Origin of the sequence: Streptomyces sp. NPDC049627, assembly GCF_044465645.1 — a bacterium.
Taxonomy (GTDB): Bacteria; Actinomycetota; Actinomycetes; order Streptomycetales; family Streptomycetaceae; genus Streptomyces.
Map to the genome: position 1 here is coordinate 592,404 of NZ_JBITLW010000002.1, position 14,880 is coordinate 607,283.

Genomic DNA, 14,880 nt, shown 5'->3' on the forward strand with positions numbered 1-14,880 from the left:
CAAACAAACCCCAGGCCACTGACCTGGGGTTTCATCATGGAGCGGGTGACGAGAATCGAACTCGCGCTCTCAGCTTGGGAAGCTGATGTTCTACCATTAAACTACACCCGCGTAAGACGCCCGCTCCGAGATGATCCGGAGGCGGTGTCCGATCGCCTCGTCACTGTACCTCATCTCCGGCCCCGGGCGCTGACGCCATGGGGCCTGAGCGCGTTTCAGGGGGTGGATGTGGGTGCGGGGTACCGGAGTTGGGGCGTACGGTGGAGGGGTGGGAGAGGGTCCCGGCGGGGGCGGAGTGCCGCCTGGAGAGCCGTCCTTTTGATCCCGTAATGTGGCCTTCGTCGTCAGGCAGGTAGCAGCCGGACGCGGCTCTTGGGGAAGGGACTCTAGGACTTGATGGAGCGCACCGTCGTCCGTTGTGCCGATGGGCACGTGTTCAGCACCGCTTCGTTCCCGATGCAGCAGGCCGAGCGACTCGGCCCCGGCCGGCTCCTCCGGTGTCCACGCTGTGCCCGGCTCCGCAGTGTGGTGCCGGTGACGCTGGAGAAGCGGTAGCAGCGGTAGCAGCGGTGACTGAGCAGTAGTCGTAACAGCAGTAGCAGCAGGTGTGCGCCGGGCGCGCGGAAGCCGCGATTGTGGCTGTTCCGCGCGCCTTGCGTATCCTCGGGGCGTGCTTCTCTCAGACAAGGACATCCGGGCCGAGATCGACGCCGGGCGGGTACGGATCGATCCCTACGACGAATCCATGGTGCAGCCGTCGAGCGTCGATGTACGGCTGGACCGGTACTTCCGGGTGTTCGAGAACCACCGGTACCCGCACATCGACCCCTCCGTGGAGCAGGCCGACCTCACCCGGCTTGTCGAGCCCGAGGGGGACGAGCCGTTCATCCTGCATCCCGGGGAGTTCGTGCTCGCCTCGACGTACGAGGTGATCACCCTTCCCGACGATCTCGCCTCCCGGCTCGAAGGCAAGAGCTCGCTCGGGCGGCTCGGGCTGGTCACCCACTCCACCGCCGGGTTCATCGACCCGGGGTTCAGCGGGCATGTCACCCTTGAGCTGTCCAACCTCGCCACCCTCCCCATCAAGCTCTGGCCCGGCATGAAGATCGGCCAGCTGTGCATGTTCCGGCTCAGCTCGCCGGCCGAGTTCCCGTACGGGAGCGAGCGGTACGGGTCCCGGTACCAGGGGCAGCGCGGGCCCACCGCCTCCCGGTCCTTCAAGAACTTCCACCGGACCCAGGTGTGAGCGTGCGGGAGAACCTGACCTACGAGCGGTTCGGCACCGCCATCCGCGAGCTCGCGCAGACCATCGCCGACGACGGCTACGAGCCGGACATCGTGCTCAGCATCGCCCGCGGCGGGGTGTTCGTCGCCGGCGGGCTCGCCTACGCCCTCGACTGCAAGAACCTTCATCTGGTCAACGTCGAGTTCTACACGGGCGTCGGGACGACCCTCGACATGCCCGTCATGCTCGCTCCCGTCCCCAACGCGATCGACTTCACCGACAAGAAGGTGCTGATCGCCGACGACGTCGCCGACACCGGCAAGACGCTCAAGCTCGTGCACGACTTCTGCCTCGATCATGTCGCCGAGGTGCGGTCCGCCGTCATCTATGAGAAGTCCCAGTCCCTCGTGAAGTGCGAGTACGTGTGGAAGCGCACCGATGAGTGGATCAACTTCCCGTGGAGTGTGCTGCCTCCGGTGCACAAGTCGGGGGAAGCGGCCAAGCAGAACAAGGAAGCTCTTTGATCTGCTGATCTGCTGATCCGGTGATCTGTAACGCGTTGGAAATAACGGCGTGTGAATCGTTGGCCAACGTCGTACGCTCCCTCTGATCAACACAGACTTCCTGGGGGGAACGTTCATGCGCGCAACCACGCGCCTCGCCCTGCTCGGCACCAGCGTCGCGCTGGTCGCCACCGCCGTCAGTGCCACCGCCGCCCAGGCGGAGGACGGCGGCTCGGGCAACATCACGATCGACAAGGTTGTCGTCAATGGCGGCAAGCCGGTCGTGGTCGGTACGACCAATGTGGTGACTGCCAAGGTCTCCGTGACCGCGTCGGACGACTCGGGCATCAAGGAGACCACGTACATCCACGCCCAGGGGCCGAACCCGAACTTCGCGCAGATCTGGTACGACGACGGCGACATCACCTGCGTCAAGGTGAGCGACACCACATCGACCTGCTCGGGCATGCTGACGTTCGACCCGCAGGCGTCGACCGGCTTCGTCGACAACAACGCGGCGGCCACCTGGAACCTCGCCACGCTGGTCTCCGCCAATGACTACGACTACATCCACCGGGACGCGGCCACCACGTTCAAGGTGCAGCGCGCCTCGAAGCTGACGGTCAACGCCTCGCCGGAGCCGGTGAAGAAGGGCAAGACCATCACGGTCACCGGCAAGCTCTCCCGGGCCAACTGGGAGGACAACCTGTACCACGGCTACGCGAACCAGCCGGTGAAGCTGCAGTTCCGCAAGAAGGGCAGCAGCACCTACACCACGGTGAAGACGATCAAGACCAACTCGACGGGCAACCTCAAGACGACCGTCACCGCCTCCACCGACGGCTACTTCCGCTACAGCTTCGCGGGCACGGCGACGACCCCGGCGGTCAACGCGGCCGGCGACTTCGTGGACGTCCAGTAGTAGGTCCAGCAGCAGAAGGGCCCCCGGCGTTCGCGCCGGGGGCCCTTCTGCGTGCCAGTGGGCTAGAACGTGCCCAGCTTCACGATCGACAGCAGCGCGACCAGCTGGATCGCGCTCGCGCCCAGCGCCTTCGGCCAGGGCAGGTCGTGGGACTTGGACACCATCAGGGTGAGGAGGGCGCCGCCCGCCACCCACGTCGCCCAGCCCAGCACCTGGACGAACGTCGCGTCGCCGCCGGCGAACATCGCGAAGACGAGGCGGGGGGCGTCCGTGAGGGACATGATCAGCATGGAGAGGCCGACCGTGGGCTGCCAGGCGCCGTCGCCGCCGAGCTGGCGGGCCAGGGTGTGGGTGACCACGCCCAGGACGAAGGCGGAGACGACCATCGCGATCGCCGTCGTCAGGACGATCGGGACCGCGTTCGAAAGGGTCGCGTTGATCGCGTCTTCCCGCGCGCCGTCGAAGCCGAAGACCGCCAGCAGGCCGTAGAAGAAGGTCACGATCAGGGCGGGGCCCCACATCGTGTAGTCCCGCATCTGGAGGAACGTCTGGGCGGGGGAGAGGACGATGCCCCGCAGCAGGTCCTTCCAGTGCAGGCGGGGGCCGATCGGGGCGGCGGGGGCCGCGCCGGCCTGGTAGGTCTCGCCCTGGTTGTAGGGGTCCTCGCCGACCGAGAAGGCCTGGGTGTGGCCCGGGTTGTTCGCCGCGTACGGGTCCGGGGCGCCGCCGGGGCCCTGCGGGTAGCCGCCGTCGCCGAAGTACTCCGGCTCGCCGTGCCCGCCATGACCGCCGTGGCCGCCGCTGCCGTAACCGCCGTAGCCACCGCCGCCGCCGTTCGCCTGCGGCCAGCCGCCTCCGCCGCCGCGCGAGCCGCCGTACGGCTGCTGCGGCGGCGGGGGAGAGCCGTACGGCGGTCCCTGGGGCGCCTGCTGCCCGTACGGAGGTTGTTGGGGGCGCGCTTGCGGGGTGCCGTGGTTCCGGCTGCCGCGTCCGATCCTGAATCCAGCCACGTCTTCGAACGTACCTGGTCCCGGAGAGTCGCGTGCCGGGCCCTGCGGTTCGGGCCCGGCTTTGCGGCCGAGCTGTGACATCCCCTGCACATCCCCTAAGGGGGTTGGCACGCCTGCCCCTTACTTCCCCCTTAAGCCTTCCCCCTCAAGGGACTTCACATGGGTCAGTCGGGTCAGCCCGCCAGTGCGTCGCCGAAGTACGTCAGGCCCGACGGGCCGCCCAGCGTCGTGCTGCCGAAGGACTTCGCGCCCGTGGCCGTGATGCCGGTGGACGTGCCGCGCAGGGCCCAGGCCGCACCCGCGCCGTCGTTCTCGCCGCGGGCGGACGCGATCAGCTCCGCGCGGCCGTCCTTGCTCATGTCGGTGAGCAGGACCGCGTGGCCGAAGAAGTCGTGTCGCTCGGCCGTTCCGGGTACGCCCGTGGTGTCCTGCGAGAAGGACTTGGCACCGCTGCCCGTCAGACCGGTGGCCGAGCCGCGCAGGACCACGACCGAACCGGCGTCCGTCTTGCCGCTCAGGTCCTCGTTCGGGACTCCGACCGCGATGTCGGCGTAACCGTCGCCGTTGGTGTCACCGGCCGCGAGGCTCCAGCCGAAGGCGTCGTTCGTCTCCGCGGTGCCCGGCACGCCTGTCGTGTCCTGGGTGATACGGACGGGGGTGCGGGTGCTCAGGCCGGTCGCCGCGCCGTACGTCACGGTGATCGCGCCGCCGAGGCCGCCGTTCGGCTCGGCGGCCGACTTCTCCATGAAGTCGCCGGTGACGATGTCGCCGTAGCCGTCCTTGTCGACGTCCGCGATGACCGCGTCGTAGCCGCCGGCGACCTTGGGACCCGCCGTCGGGCCGGAGGCCGACCCCTTGTAGAGGACGCTGCGGGTGCGGTAGCCGCCGGTGATCTCCTCCTGGCCCATGACCAGCAGGTCCGACGTGCCGTCGCCGGTGACGTCGCCCGCCACGAGCTTGTCCGTGCTGACGCCGGTCTGCTCCTGCGTGTCGATGCCGACGAGCCCGGTGGCCGCGCCGGTACGGGAGATCGGGCCCCGGAAGATGTTGAGCCCCGGGGCGGCGACGTTCGCCGCGGCCAGGTCGGTGTGGCCGTCGCCGTCGAAGTCGCCGGTCGCCACGGACCAGCCGAGCTCGTTCTTGTACTGGGGCAGCGGCGAGGTGATGTCGGTGCCGGACTTGATGCCGGTCGCGCCGCCCCACAGCACCGTCAGAACGCCGAACTGGTCGGTGGCGGCGATCCGTTCGCGGTGCACGCCGACGACGATGTCCGTGTAACCGTCGCCGTCCAGGTCGCCGGTGGTCAGGCGGTCGCCGAAGTCGTCGTAGTTCTCGGGGACGCCGGGGATGCCGTCGGTGGCCTGGCTGATGATCTGCCGCTTGCCGGTGTCCAGGCCGCTCGCCGTGCCGTACATCACGGCGACGTAGCCGGCGTCGCTCTTGCCGGCGACCGGGGCGAGGGGCGCGCCGATGACGGCGTCGCGGTAGCCGTCGCCGTTGAAGTCGCCGGACAGGCCGGACGGCGCGGCGGAGGCGGTGGCGGCGGGCAGCGCGGTGAGGAGGCCGCCGGTGAGAGCGGCGGCGAGAAGGAGGGTGCGCTTGCGCAAGGTGCGTGCTCCTGGGAAAAGGGAGGCCGGGCCCGGGGGCCCGGCCTCGGAAGGGGTACGACGGGGCCGCTCAGTCGGCGAAGTTCGAGCCGAAGTACGGCGCGCCCGTCGTCGAGACGCCGGAGGTGCTCGGGGAGACGGTGCGGGCGCCGGTCGTGGTGATCTTCGTGCCGTTGGACGGCAGGTAGAGGACCGCGCCGTTGCCGTCGTTCTCGGCCGAGCCCGCGACGAGGTCGGCCTTGCCGTCGCCGGTGACGTCGTCGAGCTTGACGTCCATGCCGAGCCGGTCGTCGCTCTCGTCCTCGCCCGGAACGCCCGCGGTGCTCTGGGCGAAGGACTGGGCGCCGGAGGCGGTGTTCAGGCCGTCCGCGGTGCCGTAGAGGATCGTGACCGCGCCGGTGTCCACCGCGCTGCCGATGTTCTCGCCCGCGACGCCGATCGCGAGGTCGAGGTAGCCGTCGCCGTTGACGTCGCCGAGGTCGAGCTCGAAGCCGAAGTAGTCGTTGCCCTCGGAGGTACCGGGGACGTTGCCGGTGTTCTGCGTGATGCCGGTGGCCGACGAGGTGAGCGGGCCGCCGTCCGAGCCGTACGTCACCCAGACCTTGCCGCCGTTGGCGGAGTCCGGGACGGTCGTGCCGTCCTCCGTGGTGGCGTTCCAGTAGGCGCCGGAGACGATGTCGCCGTAGCCGTCCTTGTCGATGTCGCCGACCGCGGTGATCACGCCGGGCTTGAGGGCCGTGGCCTGGGAGCTCTGCAGGCCGCTCGCGCTGCCGGGGATGAAGTAGTTGCGGTTCCAGCCGTTGCCGGTCTCGGTCTCGAAGCCGTCGACCACCAGGTCGGTCTCCGGGCCGCCGTTGATGTTGCCGGCGGTCAGGTTCAGCGGACCGCCCGCGCCGCCCATGATCGGCGGCTTGACCGTGTAGCGGCCACCGGCCGTACCGGTGCTGCTGAACCCGCCCTTGAAGACGTACACGGTGGTGCCGGAGCTGCCGACGGCCAGGTCGGCCTTGCCGTCCCCGTCGAAGTCGCCGGCGGCGAGGGTCCTGCCCCAGCGGTCGTGGCCGGAGGGGGCCGGGTCGGCGACGGTGACGCCCTTGCCGGTGATGCCGGAGGCCGAGCCCCACAGGATGGCGAGGCCGCCGCCGTCGACGTCACTGCCGACGTCCTCGCCCGGGGAGCCGACGGCCACGTCGTCGTAGCCGTCGCCGTTGAAGTCGGCGTACGCGGTGTCCGCGCCGAACCAGTCGCCGGACTCGGCGGTGCCCGGGCTGCCGGTGGTGTTCTGGCTGACGGTGCTGCGCTTCGCGGAGGACACGCCCGTGCCGGTGCCGTAGAGGACGACGAGCTGGCCGGCGCCCTTCTTGCCGCCGACGTAGGCGTCCTGGGCCGAGAAGGCCACGTCGCCGATGCCGTCGTTGTTGAAGTCGGCCTGCGGGACGGTGGTGGAGTCGGCGGCGGTCGCCGTCGCCGCGGTGAAGGTGAGCAGACCGCCCGTCAGCGCGGCCGCGGTGGCCGTCGCGAGGGCGAGACGCAGGTGGTGCTTGTGCATGCGGGTTCTCCTGCTGCATGCGGGATGCCTGGCCGGCATCGCAGTCGTTGGGGTGCCTCGTCCGCTTTTTGTTGGCCGGGGGTTGGCCTTGGGTTCACGGACGGTTGGCGATCAGGAGACTCGCGATGGGGCGTCAGGGTTGTACGTGAGTTCGGGGGTCTTCTGAGACGCCAGGGGCTATTCGGGTTTGGTGCCGATTTCGCACCATACGTACTTGCCGCGGCCTCCTCTGGGGCCGTTGACCTGGAACCAGCCCCAGTCGTCGGCGCAGGCCTGGATGAGCTGCAGTCCGCGTCCGGATTCGTCGTCGTCGGGTGGGGAGGCGGTGGGGGGTGTGGGGTCCGTGTCCCAGGCGCCGAGGCGGAAGGAGGGGCCGGACCGGCGGAGTTTCAGGGCGGCGGGGCCGGTGGTGTGTCTGATGGCGTTGCCGAGGAGCTCCGAGGCGAGGAGTTGGGCGGGTTCGATGAGGGTGGGGAGGTGGTGGGCGGTGAGGATGTCGGCGAGGGTGCGGCGGGAGATGGCTACGGCTCGGGGGTCGTGGGGGATGTAGAGGGTGTACTCCCAGGGGGTGGGCATGGCGGGGCTCCAGGTGTGTGGGGTGGGGAGGCGGTGGCTCCGTCGGCCGCGCGGGTGGTTGAGGGCAGGGCGCGGTGATGCACTTCCGCTCCGGGGAGTGGTCGGTACGTCACCGACGGTAGGGGGTTCAATTGAACCCCGTCAAGCGGAACGGGATACTGGGCTCCTCAACTCCCAGAAGAGGACGGGCACATGCCGGCACGGAGCATCATCACGGCACGCCAGGATCGGCTCGGCGCTGAACTGCGCAAACTCCGAGAGAGGGCCGGGCTCAGCGGTCGGGAGGCGGCGCGTACGTTGGGGATCGCCGAGAGCAAGCTCTCCGCCACGGAGATGGCCCGGGTCGGGGTGAGTGCCGAGCGCGTTCGGCATTGGGCCAGCCGGTACGCGTGTGATGACGTCGCTCTTGTCGACGCCCTGGCGGCCATGGCGACGGAGCGCGGGCGGGGATGGTGGGAGGAGTACCGGGGGCGGGTGCCGTCGGGCTACCTGGATGTAGCCGAACTGGAGCATCACGCCGTCGAGTTGAGGACCTTCCAGAGCGTGCACATTCCTGCGTTGTTGCAGACCGAGGAGCAGATCCGGGCGATCTTCACCTCAACGGTGCCGAAGCTGTCTCCGGAGGAGATCGAGGTGCGGACGCGCTTCCGGTTGCGGCGCCAGGAAGTCCTGGACGAGATCGGCTACCTGGCCGTGGTGCACGAGGCCGCACTGCGGATCCGGGCGGCTGATGCGAAGGTCGCCCGTGATCAGCTGCTGCACCTCCTGGAGCAGTCCGAGCGGCCACAAGTCACCGTCCGAGTAGTCCCGTTCGATGTGGACGGATTCGCTGGGATCGACACACCGTTGGTGTATGCGAGCGGTCCTGTTCCCCAGTTGGACACGGTCCTCGCGGACACGCCGCACGGTGGTGCATTGCTGGACGCGGAGGCGCAGCTCAACCGCTATCGGGCGATCCTCGGCACCATCGAGGAGGTGGCTCTGGGCGTCGTAGAGTCGAGGGACTTCATCCTTCGCCTAGCTCAGCAGATGTGAAAGGTCCCGACATGGCACAGGACACCGTCTGGCAGAAGTCCTCATTCTCCGGCGGCGGCGACGCCTCCGACTGCGTTGAGGTCGCCGCCCGCGAAGACGCAGTCCTTCTCCGCGAAAGCGACGAGCCCGGCACGATGATCACCACCACCGCCACCGGACTCGACGCCCTCATACGTCACCTGCGCACGACCCAGGCCTAGCGCCCGCGCCCCGTCGCCGCCAGCACCAGCCCACCTTGGGGGCATTGCGCCGCTCGCGACCATCCCGCCCCGTGCCGTTGCTGATCCAGATCGCCGGGGTACGGGCGACATCGCCTCAGACTTCGGCTGACCGGGACGGACACATGACCACGCACCTCGGCGAGCAGGGCTTCGACGGCCCGGTGGCCTGGGACACACCGGGCACCCGAACGGCGCTACGCCGCTGGGTGGTGGGGAACCTGGCCAAGTTCCTCGTTTGGATGGCCCTTTGGTGGGCCGCGCTGTACGCCACGGTCGTGCTGCCGGTGGCGGCCGTGGTGCCCATGGTGCTCGTCCTGCTCGTCCTCACGGTCCTGGAGGTCCGGGCTCTCGGCCAACTCGCCAGGGGCATGCGGATGCGGCGCGTCCTCGCCGTCTACCCCTGGCGTCAGCAGCCGGGCGCGGTCCGGATCGACAAGGGCAAGGCGGTCTTCGTGCTGCCCGACCCCGACCACCCGGAGAAGACGGTGTCGCTGAAGCTCGCTGCCGTGCTGTTCCGGCCCTGGACCCATGAGGCCCTGAAGGACTACGACGAGGAACTCCGGTACGCGGGCGACCCCCGCTTCGCCTGTGTGGTGGCCAAGCCCGGCCTGCGCGGACTGGACTGCCTGACCCAGCCCACCGCGTACGACCACCGCACCGACCCCCGCCGCAAAGGCCTCAGCCCCGAAGCCCGCCGCAGAGCGCGGGCCATCGGGGCCCGCGTCGCCGACTGACGCAGACGGCGTCAGCCCTCTACGGCGCCAGGAACTCCGCGCTGGAGAACGTCACCGACGGCTCCGCCGCCACCAGCCCCTTCTTCGCGCCCGGATACACGGCCACCGTGTCCTTCGTCTCGCCGACGTACGCCCGCACCACCAGGTCCGCCCGCCCGTCCCCGTCGAAGTCGCCGACGGTCACGACACGCGTCGTGCCCTGGGCCGGTGGCTGCACGGTCACCGTGCCCGCGGTGGCGAGGCCTGCCGTGCGGCCCCGGAAGATCCGCAGCCGTGAACCGCTGGAGAGGAGTTCGCTGAGGCCGTCGCCGTCGAAGTCGGCGGCGTCGAGCACCGAGCCGGGGACGTCGAGGGTGCCCCGTGCGGCGGTGGCCGGGAGGTCGTAGCGCAGGGACGTGCCGCCCGGTGTGCCGATCGCCGCGTCCAGGGTGGCCTTGGCCTTGCCGAAGGCGCCGAGGGCGACGTCGATACCGGAGGGGAGGGTGACGCCCGTGCGGGTGGGGCCGGTGGGGCCGCCCAGGACGAGGGCCGAGGGGCCGGTGCCTTCCGCCGTACGGATCACCAGGTCGTCGTATCCGTCCCGGTTGACGTCGGCGGACGGGCCCGTGGGGGCGTTGCCGGGTGCCGGGACGGGTGCGCCCGCGGCCCGGGGGGTGCCCTTGCGGCTGAACGGGCCTCGGAGGAAGGACAGTTGGCCGTTCGACGCGTGAACGACCAGGTCCTGCGCGTCGTCGCCGTCGAAGTCGCCGCACACCGGCTGGTCGGGCCAGTCGTTGCCGGCGCGGGCGGCGGCGGGGATGGTGAGCTTGACCGCCTTGCCGGTGAGGCCCTCCGGGGAGCCGAAGAGGAGCTGGAGGGGGACCGGGGGCCGGCCCTGGCCGTCGTAGGGCGGGTCGGTGGAGACGACCAGGTCCGTGAAGCCGTCGCCGTCCAGGTCGCAGGTCGCCTCCGCGTCGAACACGGCAGGCAGCTGCCCTTTCGTCGGGGCCGCCTGCCGCTTCGGGCTGAGCAGCTGCCGTGCGCCGGGGGTGAGTCCGCGATCGCTGCCGTAGACGATGCCGATGCCCGCGTCGTCGGCGTGCGCCTGGGCCTTGACCAGGTCGTTGAGGACGAGGTCGCGGTGGCCGTCGCCGTTGAAGTCGTCCGCCGCTTTGCTGCCCTTGCCGTGGGGGACCGGGAGCTTGGCGGGGGCGTCGGCGATCGCGAGGGGGGTGTGCCGGGTCGCCTCGGGCTCGTCGTGCCGGCCGGCTCCGCAGGCCGTCGTCAGCAGGAGGGTGGCGCTCAGGGCCGCCGTACACATCCCGGCTCTTCGCATGCGCACCGCTCACCTCGTCAACACCAGGGACAACAAGAACTGGGTAATCATGCACGCGTTCGAGAAGAGGGGACAGGCCTGTGCGCGCATTGCCGCGCGGGTTGCGGGGATTATCGGACAGGCCGGCCTCCCGTCCCCGGGCGGGCGGCGGTCCGCGGGGCTAGGTTATGGGTGACATCCGGCCAACTCGGGGAGCTCCCATGTCACTTGAACGCCCGCTGATCAACAGCAACGTGCCGCATTCCGCCCGGATCTGGAACTACTGGCTCGGCGGGAAGGACTGCTACGAGATAGACCGGCAGGTCGGCGACCAGATCGCGGGCGGCAACCCGGCGATCCTCGACATCGCCCTGGCCCAGCGGGCGTTCCTCGTCCGGACGGTGGAGTTCCTGGTCCGCGAGGCCGGGATACGGCAGTTCCTGGACGTCGGCACCGGCCTGCCGACCGCGAACAACACCCATGAGGTCGCCCAGCGGCTCGTCCCCGAGACCCGGATCGTCTACGTCGACCACGACCCCGTCGTGCTGGCCCACGCGGAGGCGCTGCTCACCAGCACCCCCGAGGGCGCCACCGACTACATCGACGCCGACCTGCGCCAACCCGAGGCCATCCTGGAGCAGGCCGCCAAGACCCTGGACTTCAGCCGGCCGGTCGCGCTGATCCTGCTGGGGATCACCGCCCACATCACCGACGACACCGTGTACGACATCGTCGGCCGCCTCGTGGACGCGCTGCCCTCCGGCAGCTACCTCGTGCTCTGCGACGACACCGAGGTGCTCAACCCGCAGCAGATGCGCGAGATGATCGAGCAGTGGAACGAGGCGAGCGACAACCCCCGGGTCAACCGCAGCCCGGAGGAACTCGCCCGGTTCTTCGAGGGCCTGGAGCTGCTGGAGCCCGGCCTCGTGTCCGTCTCGCGGTGGCGGCCGGGCGGGTCCGGTGAGCAGGCGCCGGCCGAGGTCGACGACTTCGGTGGGGTCGGGCGCAAGCCGTAGCGTTTTTCTCGGGGGTCAGCTGTTGGCGGCGGTGTGCGGTGGGCGTGCCATGAACACGTCCACCGGATCCTCGGTCTCGACGGTGAATCCGTGCCGCTCGTACAGCCGTCGGGCCGGACTGCCCTGCAGCACGTTCAAGCGGACGAGGAGACCGCTGCGGTCGCACCGCTCCAGCAGGGCTCGCAGGACGCCCGAACCGATACCGCTGCCCTGAAGGTGCGAGGCCAGGTAGAAGTGCTCCAGCCAGTGGGCGTCCTCGGCCGGTCGCAGCGCCACGCAGCCGGCGAACGCGCCGCCCACCTCGATCACCCAGGTGTGGGCCGGGTCGAAACCGTCCCGCAGCCGCTGCCGCACCCGCCGCTCGTCGTACCGCCCGAGCCGCTCCAGATCCGCCCGCAGCACGACAGCGCGCAACTCGGCCACCGCCTCGACGTCCGACGCCGAGGCGGGCCGTATCTCCCAGTCCGCCATGATCGGCACGCTAGCGTGCCGGGGTGCGCCCGGCTTCACTGAGGGCATGGAGTTCTTCTGCTACCACCGCGACCGGGCCGGCTCCGTCGAGTTGCGCGAGAAGTTGGGGGAGGCGCACTGGGCCTACATGGACGGGTACGCCGAGGAGTTGATCGCCCGCGGCCCGACCTTCGCCGACGACGGCGAGACGCCCAGCGGCAGCGTGCACATCGTCGACCTGCCGGATGCCGCCGCCGCCCGCGCCTTCGCCTTCGACGAGCCCAACTACCAGGCCGGCGTCTACCGGGACGTCCTGCTGCGCCGGTGGCGGAACCTGCTGGGGCGCACCATGTGGGACTTCCCCGGCGGCCGGACCGGCGGCAACCGCTACCTGGTGCTCGGCCTCGGCGCGGGGGAGGCCGCCGACCTCGCGGTGCCGGCCGACCGGGACGGACTGATCGCGTACGGGCCGCTGCTGTCGGACGACGGCGCGGCCTGGCTGGGTACGGCGGTGCTGCTCAGGGCCTCGGATCCGGGCGCGGCGCGGGGCGTCCTGACTGTGGACCGGTATGCCGAGGTGGAGGTGCACGACTGGGAGTTCGGGGGTCGGCGATGACGGTTCGGGCCCCGTCCGGACGGAACCCTGAGCCGCCCCACGAGGGAGGTGCCGGATGACCGCGCCGCCGGCCCGGCGAGCCGCCGCCCCCGCCTCCCGGATGTGGCCCCTCTACGCCGCCGGCTTCACCACCGCCTTCGGCGCCCACGGCATCGCCGCCAACCTCGGCGGGCCCAGCGAGGACGCCGTGACCTCCCTGCTCGTCCTGGGCGGCCTGCTCGCCCTGTACGACGGTGCGGAGGTATTGCTGAAGCCGCTCTTCGGGACGCTGGCCGACCGGATCGGCGCCCGGCCGGTGCTGCTCGGCGGGCTCGTCGCGTTCGCGGCCGCCTCCGCCGCCTATGCCGTCGCGGACAGCCCCGGCCGGCTCTGGGCGGCGCGCCTCGGGCAGGGCGCCGCGGCCTCCGCGTTCTCGCCGTCCGCCTCCGCGCTGGTCGCCCGGCTGAACCCGGCCGCGGGGCACGGGCGGGCCTTCGGCAGCTACGGGTTCCACAAGTCCATCGGCTACACCCTCGGCCCGCTGCTCGGCGCCTCCTGGTGTGGGCCGGTGGCCTGCGGCTGCTGTTCACCGTCCTGACGGTGCTCGGCGCCGCGGTCGCGCTCTGGGCCGCGCTCGCCGTCCCGCACGTCGCCCCGCTGCCCAGGCAACGGCAGACGGTCCTCGACCTCGCCCGGCGCATGGCCGACCCGGCGTTCCTGAGGCCCACGGCAGCGCTGGCCGGCGCGACCGCCGCCCTCTCCGTCGGCGTCGGCTTCCTGCCGGTCTCCGGCGCCGCCGCCGGACTCGGCACGGTGGCGACCGGCGCCGCGGTGTCGGTGCTGGCGGCCTGCGCGGCCGTCGTACAGCCGAAGGCCGGGCGGGCCCTCGACGACGGCCGCCTCACCGTCCGCACCGGCCTCACCGCCGGGCTGCTGACCACGGCGGCGGGCCTGGCCTGCGCGATGCTCCCCGGCCTGACCGGCGTCCTCCTCGCCGCGGCCCTGACCGGCATCGGCACCGGCCTGATCACCCCGCTGGGCTTCGCAGCCCTGGCCGCCTCCACCTCCGCCGAACGGCTCGGCCAGACCATGGGCTGCGCCGAACTCGGCCGCGAACTCGGCGATGCGGGCGGCCCGCTGCTCGTCGCCACCGTGGCCTCCTCGGCCACCCTCACCTACGGCTACGGGGCCCTCGCGGTCCTTCTCGCCATCGGCCCGGCTTTCGCCCTTGCGACGAGGCGGCGTCCCGCGCCGGATGCTGTGCGGGAGGGGCCGGGCGACCGCTGAGTATTCGATGACGGGTGCGGGCCGCATGCGGTTGATCGCGCCCACGCGGCGGAGCCGCATATCGATACGGCCCCGCGCCCCTGAGGGCGTACGGGGCCGATGGCCGGCCTTGATCACGTGGTCCCTACACTCGGCGGTGTGAAGGGTGATGGCACTGCGCGTTGGGACGGCGTCGTTCGCCGGTCCTCTCTCAAGGACGCTTGGGCCGTGGAGCGGGACCGTCTTGCCGATGCCGCTCGGGACGGGGACTGGCCGACCGTGTTCCGGGTTCTCGACAAGGACCCCGAGTGGGCCAACTCCGGGCGCCTGGAGGGGCGTAGCGGTTACGCGCCGCTGCATCAGGCCGCCTGGCACGGGGCCTCCGCCGAGACGGTCGAGCGGCTGGTGGAGTACGGCGCCTTCCGTACGCTGCGGGCCGGCGACGGGACCCGGCCCGTCGACATCGCCGTGCAGCGCGGGCACGCTCACCTCGAAGCGCTTCTGCGTCCGCAGATCCGGCACCCTCTGCCGGCGGACGTCGTCACCGGCCTGCGCGCGAACCTGCACCGCCTGATCCGGTACCGGGCGGGCGGCGACACCGGCGCGGAGGACCTGGCCACCCGGCAGGGGCTGCGGCTGCCGGAGGTCGAGGCGCTCACCGAACTGGAGCTCCCGCACTGCTGGTTCCCCGTGCCCGGCATGTACGGCGGGTTCCACATCAAGATGCGCGGCAGCGAGCTGAGCGTGGACAGCTGGATCCGCGTGGTCGGCGGCTCGGAGCGAACGGACCGCGTCACGGCCGACGGGGTGTACCTCCAGGAGGGTGTACGGCTGTGACCCGGTCGGCCTATCAGCCGGGCTATCGATAACACCGCAC

Annotated in this window: 15 protein-coding genes, 1 tRNA gene and 2 pseudogenes; 10 read left to right on the top strand and 8 right to left on the bottom strand. The window is 70.9% G+C overall.

All coding sequences use genetic code 11. The annotated features are described in order from the left end of the window. Positions 1-37: 37 nt before the first annotated feature. Positions 38-111, bottom strand: a tRNA-Gly gene (locus ACIBU0_RS07705). Between the two features lie 559 nt (positions 112-670). Between ACIBU0_RS07705 and dcd the strand changes: the two genes are divergently transcribed. The 3 genes from dcd (at position 671) to ACIBU0_RS07720 (ending at position 2,650) form a co-directional block, all read left to right on the top strand. Continuing rightward, positions 671-1,246 (top strand): dCTP deaminase, encoded by a 576-nt coding sequence (gene dcd, locus ACIBU0_RS07710; protein ID WP_274241424.1) that lies wholly within the window; start codon positions 671-673, stop codon positions 1,244-1,246. Then, complete coding sequence (locus ACIBU0_RS07715) at positions 1,243-1,749, top strand: phosphoribosyltransferase (RefSeq protein ID WP_398813161.1); 507 nt, start codon at positions 1,243-1,245, stop codon at positions 1,747-1,749. Before dcd ends, ACIBU0_RS07715 begins: the two co-directional genes overlap by 4 nt. 115 nt (positions 1,750-1,864) lie before the next feature. Next, on the top strand, positions 1,865-2,650 hold the full coding sequence (locus tag ACIBU0_RS07720; protein ID WP_398813164.1) for a calcium-binding protein: 786 nt from the start codon (positions 1,865-1,867) through the stop codon (positions 2,648-2,650). 62 nt (positions 2,651-2,712) lie between these two features. On the opposite strand, the gene ACIBU0_RS07725 is transcribed toward ACIBU0_RS07720, so the two are convergent. The 4 genes from ACIBU0_RS07725 to ACIBU0_RS07740 all read right to left on the bottom strand — a co-directional run bounded on the left by ACIBU0_RS07725 (position 2,713) and on the right by ACIBU0_RS07740 (position 7,392). Next, the gene (locus ACIBU0_RS07725) at positions 2,713-3,741 is read right to left on the bottom strand and encodes a Yip1 family protein (RefSeq protein WP_398813167.1); all 1,029 of its coding nucleotides are present in this window, start codon (positions 3,739-3,741) and stop codon (positions 2,713-2,715) included. A 92-nt stretch (positions 3,742-3,833) separates the two neighbouring features. After that, positions 3,834-5,267 (bottom strand): FG-GAP and VCBS repeat-containing protein, encoded by a 1,434-nt coding sequence (locus ACIBU0_RS07730; protein WP_398813170.1) that lies wholly within the window; start codon positions 5,265-5,267, stop codon positions 3,834-3,836. Between the two features lie 70 nt (positions 5,268-5,337). Then, positions 5,338-6,816, bottom strand: a complete 1,479-nt coding sequence (locus tag ACIBU0_RS07735; RefSeq protein WP_398813173.1) for a VCBS repeat-containing protein — start codon at positions 6,814-6,816, stop codon at positions 5,338-5,340. 177 nt (positions 6,817-6,993) lie between these two features. Beyond that, entirely contained in the window at positions 6,994-7,392 is a 399-nt protein-coding gene (locus ACIBU0_RS07740) for an ATP-binding protein (RefSeq protein ID WP_398813176.1), read from the bottom strand. Positions 7,393-7,584: 192 nt separating this feature from the next. On the opposite strand from ACIBU0_RS07740, the gene ACIBU0_RS07745 reads away from it, so the two are divergent. Further along, the gene (locus ACIBU0_RS07745; protein WP_398813179.1) at positions 7,585-8,427 is read left to right on the top strand and encodes a Scr1 family TA system antitoxin-like transcriptional regulator; all 843 of its coding nucleotides are present in this window, start codon (positions 7,585-7,587) and stop codon (positions 8,425-8,427) included. 11 nt (positions 8,428-8,438) lie between these two features. After that, entirely contained in the window at positions 8,439-8,627 is a 189-nt protein-coding gene (locus ACIBU0_RS07750; protein ID WP_398813181.1) for a DUF397 domain-containing protein, read from the top strand. Here ACIBU0_RS07750 and ACIBU0_RS07755 read toward each other — a convergent pair. Next, positions 8,596-8,733, bottom strand: a pseudogene (locus ACIBU0_RS07755) (DUF5701 family protein); the annotation flags it as partial. The gene ACIBU0_RS07750 and the pseudogene ACIBU0_RS07755 sit on opposite strands and share 32 nt — an antisense overlap. Positions 8,734-8,770: 37 nt before the next feature. On the opposite strand from ACIBU0_RS07755, the gene ACIBU0_RS07760 reads away from it, so the two are divergent. Then, positions 8,771-9,382, top strand: a complete 612-nt coding sequence (locus ACIBU0_RS07760) for a hypothetical protein (protein WP_398813184.1) — start codon at positions 8,771-8,773, stop codon at positions 9,380-9,382. Between the two features lie 19 nt (positions 9,383-9,401). Here the strand turns inward: ACIBU0_RS07760 and ACIBU0_RS07765 are convergent, their stop codons facing one another. Beyond that, entirely contained in the window at positions 9,402-10,697 is a 1,296-nt protein-coding gene (locus ACIBU0_RS07765; protein WP_398813187.1) for an FG-GAP repeat domain-containing protein, read from the bottom strand. A 200-nt stretch (positions 10,698-10,897) separates the two neighbouring features. Between ACIBU0_RS07765 and ACIBU0_RS07770 the strand changes: the two genes are divergently transcribed. Then, on the top strand, positions 10,898-11,692 hold the full coding sequence (locus ACIBU0_RS07770) for an SAM-dependent methyltransferase (RefSeq protein WP_398813189.1): 795 nt from the start codon (positions 10,898-10,900) through the stop codon (positions 11,690-11,692). A gap of 15 nt (positions 11,693-11,707) precedes the next feature. On the opposite strand, the gene ACIBU0_RS07775 is transcribed toward ACIBU0_RS07770, so the two are convergent. After that, complete coding sequence (locus ACIBU0_RS07775) at positions 11,708-12,163, bottom strand: GNAT family N-acetyltransferase (protein WP_398813192.1); 456 nt, start codon at positions 12,161-12,163, stop codon at positions 11,708-11,710. Between the two features lie 46 nt (positions 12,164-12,209). On the opposite strand from ACIBU0_RS07775, the gene ACIBU0_RS07780 reads away from it, so the two are divergent. The 3 genes and pseudogenes from ACIBU0_RS07780 (at position 12,210) to ACIBU0_RS07790 (ending at position 14,840) form a co-directional block, all read left to right on the top strand. Then, entirely contained in the window at positions 12,210-12,758 is a 549-nt protein-coding gene (locus ACIBU0_RS07780; protein ID WP_398813195.1) for a YciI family protein, read from the top strand. 100 nt (positions 12,759-12,858) lie between these two features. Next, positions 12,859-14,024 (top strand): annotated as a pseudogene (locus ACIBU0_RS07785) (MFS transporter). A gap of 207 nt (positions 14,025-14,231) precedes the next feature. Then, entirely contained in the window at positions 14,232-14,840 is a 609-nt protein-coding gene (locus ACIBU0_RS07790) for an ankyrin repeat domain-containing protein (RefSeq protein WP_398813198.1), read from the top strand. The last annotated feature ends 40 nt before the right edge of the window (positions 14,841-14,880 follow it).